The following is a 9,927-nucleotide window of genomic DNA, read 5'->3' as shown; positions in this document are numbered from 1 at the left end:
GTCGTGGGGGCTGCGTGGAACAGGGGGTAGGAGCCACGGAGCGTGTGACACTGATTCCGTCGCTCCCGGCTTGCCGTCTGTGCGTTGCGGAAAAAATGCTGGGCTGTGCGGGTGTGATCGGACCTGTGATCGCGCCGGCCTGTGCGGGAGGACTCGCTCGTGAGCGCGCAAGCAGTGCTCAATCACACTGCCTTGCTCGGCCGGGACGTCCGCGGCATCGAACAGGCGCGTGGCTTCGTTGGCGGCCCAGTCGCCATGCTTGTCGACTTCGCCGACGCATTCGCGTGGGCGGCCGCTCTCGTAGCGCCACGTGGCCGCAGCCAGGAGGTCCTGGCCGACACTGCCCGGGTGCTGGGTCGCCAGCTGGCAGGCCCCCTCTCGGACGCGGTTGGCGTGGAAGAGATCGTGTGCGGGCACGGCGGCGTCGTCTGGGCGCTCCCGCTCGTGAGCGCCGGACTGTGTGCGGCGACGGGCACGGCCGCCGTGTACGGATCCGTGCGTGGCCGCCTGCCGGCGTGCCATACTGTGGGCGTGTGCTTGCCCGCGGGTCCAGGCGGGCGTGGTAACGCCCGTGCGTGGGCGCTGTGGGCGGGCACGCAGCTGGGTTCTGTATTGACAACTATTCGTGTCGGTCTTTGCAGTAACCTACCACCAATACCGGCAAGTGGCGTAACCCCTCAAAGGTCCGTCTGTAACCGGTCCTCTGGTTCGTCCGGGTGGCCGGCAACGGGATTCAACCCGCCTAAGGGTCCGTCTGTACCTCGCAAGAAGACTAACACGACGGATCTGTAGGTCATGCCTCAACCGCTCAATGCCCATTTGAATCCCATGCGCGTATCCACGACTAGGCGATGACCGGAGCTTCAAGACACAAGGATACATCTGAAGCTGTCGTATCTGGCGGGCAACACGGCATGCCGGGAGGTTCAATGGATCACGGCTCCGTCTGAAACATGGTCTTCGTAGGCTTTGCAGAAAGCCGTATCCTCGCTTCAACCGCCCAAGGAGCCGTCTGCAACTGAGGACTCGCGACGTCCTTTCATAGAATGGTACTGCAACTGCTCTGGGTGCCGTCTGTAACTGCTGTGCTGTCAAGTGGCGTTTCCGTCACTGTTGCCCACACTTGCTCCGGCATCCAACTGAAACGGCGACACACCAGTTTGGTGCCAGCCGTCGCAAGTCTGCAACCGCTCACAAGTCCAGCTGAAACTGACGGGTAGGGATGGTGGCGAGACCCTATTGCCAGGTCATGCGACTGCAACCGTCCAGAGACCATCTGAAATCATGGCCGACACGGCCACTAGTGGTTCTATACACACGCGGCTGGTATGAGGGTTTCTGTCGGCCACAAGCTCGTTAATCTGGCGTCGGTGGCCGACACTGGTGTGTATCCAGCTTGATGGGCTTCGGGGCCTGTCTGAAACGGGCGAGGCCGAGCATTACCTGATCGTCGACGGAATTCAACCGTCCAGGGGTCCATTTGAAACCGGTCTCACGCGAGGCTCAGCGCACGCTCTCGCAGTTTCAGCCGCCCAAGGGTCCATCTGAAACCCTGCGCGACGGTGATCCGCCGCTGGCCGACGACAAGTTTCAGCCGCCCAAGGGTCCATCTGAAACTATGGCTGAAACAGCCATTATGGGACTTGCAGCCGCGCAGTCGGGATGAAGATTTCCGTCGACCGTCAATAGCCCCTGTACCCCCGAGAGGTCGATGACGCACAGCCAGCTACTGCGAACTGTGTCTGCTGTGGCTGGCAGCTGCGTGGGTGGCGCGGTGATCGTGTCCAAAATACTGCGACGAGTGGGGATGGAGTCGGCCAACTGGCACCGGTTAACCAACACGCGGCAGGGATTAGTGGTCGTGTTGGTTAAGCAGTAACGCTGCCGGGCAGGCATTTCGCCCCGCACACTGGCCAGACTGTCCCTGGCTGGCATCTTACCGATGCTATTAATGCTGGCGGAGCGATGACCCATTCCGGCCCCGACCTGTGTCGGGCCGCTTCTGGATGTAGAGGACCGCTACCGCGACAACGTCGACGATCGGGGAACTGAACATCCCGAGAATGAACGCTGGCCGTATCATACGTTCGTACACCCATCCTGCGCAGAGAATAAAAACAGGCGTTAAGCGGTGCGACAACCGCGATTTAGCACATCTGGATCAAGGGACCGACATCATGGGTGAAGCTTCGGAGACGCGCACCCGCAAATCATACGTAACCAGTCGCGTGTCTACGCGCCTCTAATCATATAATCAGACAATAAACATCATGTCGAGTAACTCAGATCATACGGCACTGTCTAGTTCAGCACCTCCTCGGCGGGCGTGCGGCTATCTAACGCTTGACTGGGCCGATGTCGGTTGTAGTAGTGTCTGAACCGCCGCAGCCACCGCTTAGCGCTCGATTGACTGCTCCGCCAAAACGTATAAAAGCGGTCGATTCGCATAGTGACGGTCTGGAACCACTTTTCAATATGGTTCCGGTCTTCATAGTCGAGGTGACCGCTCAACTCGTGACGAGCGAGGGCAGTCAGGTAGCCACCAGCATCGACGAGAAACTCCGTGTCGGCAACATCATGTTTCTCGGTGAGCCGATGCAGGAACGCCGCCGCGGGGTCTGTCCCGCGGCGGCTGTAGACATCCACCTCTAGAAGGAGTTTCGAGTCTGTGTCGATCGCGGCGTAGAGCCATTTCTTCTCACCGTCAATTTCGATCTGTTTCTCGTCGACCGCGACCCGCGACGGCTCCACCGTCGGCGGGTCGCTTTGCGTCTCGGCTAATTTCTCCTTCCAGTTCCAGACCGCCTGAAAGCAGCAATCGACACCCAACCAAGCCAAGACACCCTCGACTTCACGGAGTGACAGCCCTATCGAGTGAAGTCGAACCGCGAAACAGCGCACGGGTGTCGGCGTGCGCTCGTTCTCCCAAATGTCTTGCTTGTCGATATCTAAGTTCTCTCTGAGCAGGTCTCTGAGTGCCATGGACACCACTCACTACGACCTGCTCACTTCTCAAACTCCATCTCAACTAGACAGTGCCCCACAGGTGGATAACTATCGATGGATGAATTAACTGATTCCGTAGAGGATTATGTCGCCGGAGCAATTCGCCGGGCGTAGCCTAGATTTATTATGACTTGTTCGAGAATATAACGTACATAATAACCGTGCCGTCAAAAACGACACCCGGAGAATTCGACGAAGCGTGGCCGCTGCAGGAACCACGCGAGATTCTGACTGATAGGAGGCTTCGCCTCCCACCACTGGCACAGGAGTACATCGTTGGGTTCGAAGAAGACGTTATCGTTCACTGGAATTACGACCCCGACTCGGGGTCCGTATTTATTTCGCAACAACCAGCACGAAAGACACCGTACGAGTACGCCGACTGGAACGACGTCGAGAACCCGACCGGCGAGCATACGTACATCCGGGCACCCGCGAAGCTCCCGGATCGACTTCTCGAACGCTTCGAAGTGGAAGGCACCCACGCGGTCTACTTGGCGAGCCCCGAGATGTTGACCGACGAAAACCCGTCCGCCTGGTTACTCTCTTGGACGCAGTTCACGAGGCTTCTTCCGGACGCTGCAGGCGATCCCGAAGAAATCGAAACCGCGATCTCACGCAACCCAGGCTTCATGCCGTCCTCTCCATTCTGACCTCCTATTTAGAAGTAACGGCGTTCCTACTGATAGAACCCCTCCGGGATTCAGAAGTCCTCCGACTGCTCGAAAAATTTTTGCTTTATTGATATATACTCTCCATAGTTGGATGTGAGGACGACGGGGCGCAGGGCACACGGGCCATGCACGACCGTGTCCTCACTGCCAACCATGTCGAACACGAACGCGGTCACGATGCCGGAGAACAGTGCGGAAGATATGCTGACCGAAACGCCGACGGTCCTCGTCTGTGCCGGTGACGGTGGGATGAAAAAGGGCGAAGCCGTCCTCTCGCTCGCAGAACGGGAAGGGATCGCGGAGCGGGTGCAGATGATTGCCATCAATTCCGGCTCCGGGAAGTTCGAGGGGCTCGACGACGACATCGAGACTGTCTCCCTCCGAACGCCAGATCGTCGCTTCCACGATCACGACAAGTCCAAGAGCCACTACCTCAAGGAAACTGACAGTATCACGGGCGCCCAGGGAACTCAACGCAATCCGCGAGTCGGTCGGTATCACTTCGACAACCCCGAGCGAATCGGGAGCCACCACGATCAGATCCGGCGTACTATCGTCGAAATCGTCGAACGGTTCCAGAACGACCCCGATATCGACAGGCCGTCGGGTGTTAACGTCTTCTAGCTCGTCGGGGCAGGGGGTGGCACCGGATCAGGTATCACGCCACTCGTCACTGGGTTGTTGGACAAGGTCCTCGAAGAACTCGAGGAGGAGCTCCACCCGGGCTTTGAGCAGTGGGCGGTCTGTAGTCTCGCTACCGTGAGCGACTTCGACGGCGGCGGTGACGCGCCCGACGTCCACTGGCGGTATCCGGCGAACTCGCTGGCGCTCCTCGACGAACTCCGAGCCATCACCAGGTACGACGATGTTGAGTATCCACTCCGGATCCCGCTCATGTCCGCAAAAGATCGGACGAACAATCAACGGAGCGCCTACATTATCGACGAAAACCCCTTCTCGGGGGTGTTCCTGCTCCGGTTCGATCAGGACGAGGCAGAAGACCGCACCTACCGGGAGGGGGTCGGACGGACGACCGCACGGCTGGTCCTCGAGTGGATGCGTAAGAACCAGGAGCAGTTCGCGGGTCTCGAGAACGAAGTCAACGAACTGACCGACACGTTCTACGAAGTCCGTGGCGCCAATTTCGAGGTGCCAACGGATGAGATCGAGCGGTTGCTCAACGCGAAACAGCAGTACCAGTCTGCGATGGATCGCGCCGACGACCTGCGGGCCAAGAAAGACGAGATCGCTTCGGCCCTCGACCAACTGGATGTCGCTCTTGACGCCAGATCGCTGGTCCGGAGCGACCGCCTGGCCCGGGTGGAAACGGTCGACTCGGTCGCGGCGGACGAGCGCCCGGCGCCCGACGTGATGGTCACCGCGTTCCAGCGTGCCCAGCAGGTGGCCGGAAACATCACCCCGCGGTCCGCGCGCGTCGACGGAATTAGAGACGAACTAACTACGCTCCAAGACCGACGGCGGCACACGTTCCACGACCACGTCGACGGCCACACCGTCCAGCGCACGGTGTTCATGGCCGCCGTCCTGGCGGAGATCGACTCGGCGTTGGAGACTCACCGCTTCGACAAGTTGGTCGACGAATTCGTCGAACACAACGAGACGACGATCACGGAGTACGACCCCTCGTTCGATCCGACGGCGGACCCCAAAGACCAGTTCCTCGAGACGATCGAGCCGATGCTGGACGAGAAGGTGCAGGCGCTCTCGCGTGAACTCGACGAACTGGGGATCACCGGCCGGCTCACGGACCGGGGGACCTACACCTCGATCAAGGAGCAGCTCGACCACCTCCGCTCGACGCTCTCGAAACTCGAACGCGCGCTCGAGGAACGGGACAGGCTCGCGGAGCTCGCGGACGCCATCAAAGAGGAATACGAGGCGGCACACGCGACGCTGGAATCGCAACGCGAGGCCCTCGCCGATGCCAAGCAGAACACGGAGAGCGAACTCAAGACGAACAGCCAGCGGGCGGAGGCGGCACAGCGTGCCCTCGAGCGTCACAAAGAAGCCGCTCAGAACTCCCCACTCGGGCGGTTCGTCACGTTGCCCGTCACCGAAGGAGCCGAACTCCAGGCGGAGCAGTTCGCGGACGACCCCGGAATCGCGGCCCTCGTTGAGGAAGGCATCATCGACCGCGAGGCGGTCGTTGACCGCCTGCGAGAAACGCTGTACGACCACGAAGACGGCGTCATCGGGGCCTCACTCGAAACTCGTGGGAAGTCTCGTTCGCCCAGTCAGGGCCGTCCCGTCGTGTTCTGTACGCAGGGCACGCGCAACCTGGTGTGGTCGGACGCTCCGTCGGGCACGGCGCCGGAGGCGGTCGCGAACGACGAGTTCGCCAAGCAACCCGAAACGGTGTTCTGTACCGACGACCACGCCATCGGGTTGCTAGCGGTCTATGGTGGACTCGCGCTGGATAACTTCGACCACGGGTACCTCAGGGACTCCCCGTTCCAGGGCCGGGCGACGCTTTGGGGCGAACCAATCGACCTCGAGGACTGTTACGCCTACCCCGAACTCCTCCCGAAAGACCACCCCGTTTCGGTGTACAACCGGGTCGAGACGACGCCCCTGCCCGAAGGAGGTGAAAGCGATGACTGACCGTCCAATCGTTCGTCTCACGGTCGTGGCATTCCTGCTCGTTACTGCCGTCACCAGCCCCGTGGCCGGGGCCGAGACGAGTGAGCCGTCTCCGCCAGTAACGATCGAACAGGAGTTCGTCGGCACCGATGCGACGAGCGAACATGCCGTCTCAGTGACGGTGACCATCGCCCCAGCCGAACGAACCGGGGCGATCAATAACACCGTCGTCACGATCAGGGCTACGGACGATGCCTTCATCGCGCTGTCGAGCCTTAGTACGTCCGAGACGACGGGTGGCGATCAGGTGATTACCCAGCGACGATCACAACCGGTGACGTTCGACATCGAACAGCTGCGGCCGGGCGAGACGGCATCCATCTCGTTCCGTGTGTATCCAAAGGCAGTTCTCCCGTCTGGAGAGACGCTCGCAACCGTCGCAACCGAGACGCAGTTCGTTCAGACCCGACGCGTCGTCTCGGAAACTACGAAGATCGGTCCTACCGTGAACGCCAGTCAGGCAAGCTACACGGTGAAGCCGCCCGTTTCGCCGCTCGTGAGTGCCAGTGCTGGTGCCGGCTTTGCCACGCTGGTTACTATCGGTGTGACCACCCTCTATTGGCGTCGTCGTAGAGCAGCACTTCGCGGCCTCCTTCGATCTGCGAAGGAGCAGGCGACGAGTGTTAGTGCACAGCGATGGATCGACAAAGCACTCGCACGCCTCGGGGGTGACGGGTCGCCAGCGGACCGCAAACTCCGCACGGAGACGGCAGACGAGTCCACCGATGATGTCCCGACGTTGAACTTCGATGAGTGATCACCATCACCGGGATACCGAAAGTTGCACACATCTGGGTCTACCCAACCTGTCATCGATTTTACCAGTTGAGGGGACATGCAGGGACGCCAAGCCATGACTAATTGCATAGGGCATCTTCGTATGGGGATCGCAGTTCATACGCTCCTCATCGCCGGCGTGACAGTCGGCTACGTAGGCGGCGTGGCCCACCTTGGCGCGATCGCAACGGCCGTCGTCTTGGCCCCGCTCACGCTCGCTGGAGCGCTTTTCCCCGATCTCGATCACCCGTCGTCACTTCCGTATCGGTACGGGAAGCGTGTCCTCCCGCTCCTGCTGGCGGCCGTCACCGTTCTCGTCGGGTTCCGGTACCGGATACCGATCGAGACGGCTCTCGTCGGGCAGACCGCCGGAAGCTTCGGAACCTTCATGAGTGGGACTGTCGTCGCCTCACTGGCATGGGGTGCGTTTCTCGCCAGTTACACGCTCTTCCCGAAAATTCGGCCCCCACACCGGACCGTTACCCACCGTGCTCCAGCCGGCGTCGTCACCGCACTCTGTGTCGGTGGCCTCGTCAGTCTCGTGATCGGAGGACACGAAACACTCCGGGCCGCAGAGCAAGTGGTGGTCATCAGTAGTATCGGGACCTTTCTGCTAGGATTCATCAGCCACCTTGTCGCGGACGGTTTACTCTGAGGCCCTCTAGCTAACTCGTCGTTTGAGAAAGTACGCTACATTTGTGGATCGGTATTTCCGACGTATAGTACGTATTATAAAAGAAAGTCACAATTCACACCACTCAGAGTTCTCTAAGCAGTCGGCCTAGACTCTCCTACACGCTCAAACACCTGGCTGACAGTTCAGCAAATTCTGGAGCACCGCCAGGGTCATTGATTTTGCTACGAGCAACCCACGAGCAGTAACTCGTGCTCCTGGCTGTCGAACGAGGAGAAGACACAGTGCGACCGAGTTAATGCGGTTCGAATTCGTCCTACTCCGCTACCTCGGCGAGGATTTCCGAATAGAGGTCGTCGGAAATCCAGAAGCCAGCCTCGCGGAGAGCGTCGAGTTCTCGCTCCAGTTCGACATCGCCGGCCTTGGCCCCTTTCAACAGGACACCGACAACCCCGGTAACAGTCAGACCGTGTCTCCGAGCGACACGCCCACCGTCCTTCTCATCTAAGAGGACGAGATCAGCATCCTGCTCGAGGGCATAGCAAATCGCGGCTGTTTCACCGAGATCGAGCTCGTGAAAGATTTCGACGAACAGACCGGACCGCTCGACCTCGACGGTAGTGAGGAATCCGCTCTCGCACAGTTCGCGAAGCGATTCCAACCCGTCTTCCCCCTCTGTGAGTTCGCCCCAAACCTGGTCGGGGATCGTGATCCCGGAAAACTGTGATTCGAGGAGATCGAACCGATCGATCAGTGCGAGATTAAGAAGCGGGGACGTATCCGAAACGACGAGATCGCTATCGGGCATATTTGCGGTCCTCGGCGAGTTCCGTGTCCGTGTAATGACGAGGGATTTCGCGCTCACCGAGTAATTCGTGGAACTCTCGCTTGGACAGGTCCGCCAACGCACGAGCCTTCCCGAACGAGAGGATGTCACGTGCGTACAGCGACACGGCGAGTTCCTGTTTCATCGCCTGTGACCGCTCCCCCTCTGGAATCTGCAACGCCTCGTAGATCTCGTCGTCGATCTCTATAGTAGCCATGGTTGACTATTGGCAGACGCGATTATTGAGTGTTTGGCCCTCTCGTCGCACGAATCAGCGATTGACGAGTGGGGAGAGTTTCAGATGGAACCACGGTATCGAGGTGACCGCTACCAAATCGGCGCTCTTACGACCTCTCCCTCCAAATAACTGCTGGCTGACAGTCCAGCAGGTTCCGGAGTATCCCCGCCAGGGATTGCCGACCCGTTGAGGCTGAGCGCGTTGAGTAATAACGGTTTTACATTTGCTGTGGTAAATAAATGTGGGCAGGGCGTTGGGGACCATCAACGCCCCTGCCACTCTGTGAAGAATTGTTGCCCTCTATCCAGAACAACATTGGCACTCACGGTCCCATGCACGCTACAGGCCTGTGGGGTCACGACCACAAGTGCTGTAACTCTACGACCGTGACTAATGCATGGGCAGGAGTCTTGCATTTGAAGGGTGCGGCATCCTGTCCCACACTACGGCAACACTCAGGCGGTTTTGGAGAGATCGGCTGAGATGTTTGTCGTGTGTTCCTGTCAGGGGCCCGCCAATCCTGACGGGTCGGTCGGGCCTCACTTCGAGGCGTTGACCAACGGATAACAGCACCACGGACCTTGATACGATAGTATTTCAACTCCAATACCAGATGGTTCATCCCCCGACTGGCCCCATGGCACCCGTTGAACTGTAGTGGCCCCCATCACGAGTTCGTCGATGAAGTTCAGCCGGAAAAAGTAATATGTACGCTTAACGATGCTGAGACACTGGTCAAGCGGGGGAGACGGCAAACACGTACTCCGGTTCCAGACCGATCGTCATTACGACGACGACCATGGTCAATCGGAAGCTCACGCTCACGTCGTGGCAGTCCGAATTCGAGACGGTCGAAGCCTCCCAACCCGATTACTACATCCTCACTGACGTTTCTGATTACGAGGACCTTACGGCGGAGTACCGGCCTGAACGGGTCCTCGAGTGCATGGACGGCACTCTCTGGATGGCAAACCGGATCAACGACGCCGGACTGGACATTGACATTTATTTATTAAACTACAAGCGATCGCTATTTGTATCGCGAATTGCACCCTGTCATGGAGTCCTGTATCTTCGAAGAGCCGGCAAAGACATATAAAGTATTAGCAAT

The 9,927-nt window shown here is 59.2% G+C and carries 9 protein-coding genes; 6 read left to right on the top strand and 3 right to left on the bottom strand.

The window, feature by feature from the left end; translation table 11 throughout:
- Positions 1 to 2,301: 2,301 nt before the first annotated feature.
- Positions 2,302 to 2,982, bottom strand: coding sequence for an IS6 family transposase (locus EAF64_RS13645; RefSeq protein WP_129069547.1), 681 nt, complete (start codon positions 2,980 to 2,982; stop codon positions 2,302 to 2,304).
- Positions 2,983 to 3,137: 155 nt separating this feature from the next.
- On the opposite strand from EAF64_RS13645, the gene EAF64_RS13640 reads away from it, so the two are divergent.
- The 5 genes from EAF64_RS13640 (at position 3,138) to EAF64_RS13620 (ending at position 7,773) form a co-directional block, all read left to right on the top strand.
- The gene (locus tag EAF64_RS13640) at positions 3,138 to 3,659 is read left to right on the top strand and encodes a hypothetical protein (protein WP_129069546.1); all 522 of its coding nucleotides are present in this window, start codon (positions 3,138 to 3,140) and stop codon (positions 3,657 to 3,659) included.
- Between the two features lie 174 nt (positions 3,660 to 3,833).
- Positions 3,834 to 4,304: a hypothetical protein gene (locus EAF64_RS13635; protein ID WP_129069545.1), complete on the top strand. Its 471-nt coding sequence runs from the start codon at positions 3,834 to 3,836 to the stop codon at positions 4,302 to 4,304.
- 57 nt (positions 4,305 to 4,361) lie between these two features.
- Positions 4,362 to 6,302, top strand: a complete 1,941-nt coding sequence (locus EAF64_RS13630; RefSeq protein WP_129069544.1) for a hypothetical protein — start codon at positions 4,362 to 4,364, stop codon at positions 6,300 to 6,302.
- Positions 6,303 to 6,327: 25 nt separating this feature from the next.
- Complete coding sequence (locus EAF64_RS13625) at positions 6,328 to 7,098, top strand: hypothetical protein (RefSeq protein WP_129069543.1); 771 nt, start codon at positions 6,328 to 6,330, stop codon at positions 7,096 to 7,098.
- Between the two features lie 78 nt (positions 7,099 to 7,176).
- Positions 7,177 to 7,773, top strand: coding sequence for a metal-dependent hydrolase (locus tag EAF64_RS13620; RefSeq protein WP_129069542.1), 597 nt, complete (start codon positions 7,177 to 7,179; stop codon positions 7,771 to 7,773).
- A gap of 295 nt (positions 7,774 to 8,068) precedes the next feature.
- Here EAF64_RS13620 and EAF64_RS13615 read toward each other — a convergent pair whose 3' ends face one another.
- Both EAF64_RS13615 and EAF64_RS13610 read right to left on the bottom strand, forming a co-directional pair.
- Complete coding sequence (locus EAF64_RS13615) at positions 8,069 to 8,560, bottom strand: DUF3368 domain-containing protein (RefSeq protein ID WP_129069541.1); 492 nt, start codon at positions 8,558 to 8,560, stop codon at positions 8,069 to 8,071.
- Positions 8,550 to 8,795 (bottom strand): UPF0175 family protein, encoded by a 246-nt coding sequence (locus EAF64_RS13610; RefSeq protein ID WP_129069540.1) that lies wholly within the window; start codon positions 8,793 to 8,795, stop codon positions 8,550 to 8,552. The genes EAF64_RS13615 and EAF64_RS13610 overlap by 11 nt, the downstream gene beginning before the upstream one ends.
- An 820-nt stretch (positions 8,796 to 9,615) precedes the next feature.
- Here EAF64_RS13610 and EAF64_RS13605 point away from each other — a divergent pair.
- The gene (locus EAF64_RS13605; RefSeq protein WP_129069539.1) at positions 9,616 to 9,915 is read left to right on the top strand and encodes a hypothetical protein; all 300 of its coding nucleotides are present in this window, start codon (positions 9,616 to 9,618) and stop codon (positions 9,913 to 9,915) included.
- Positions 9,916 to 9,927: the final 12 nt, after the last annotated feature.

The organism is Halorientalis pallida (genome assembly GCF_004118325.1).
In the GTDB taxonomy this organism is placed as follows: Archaea; Halobacteriota; Halobacteria; order Halobacteriales; family Haloarculaceae; genus Halorientalis; species Halorientalis pallida.
This window is presented reverse-complemented; position numbering and strand designations above follow the sequence as displayed.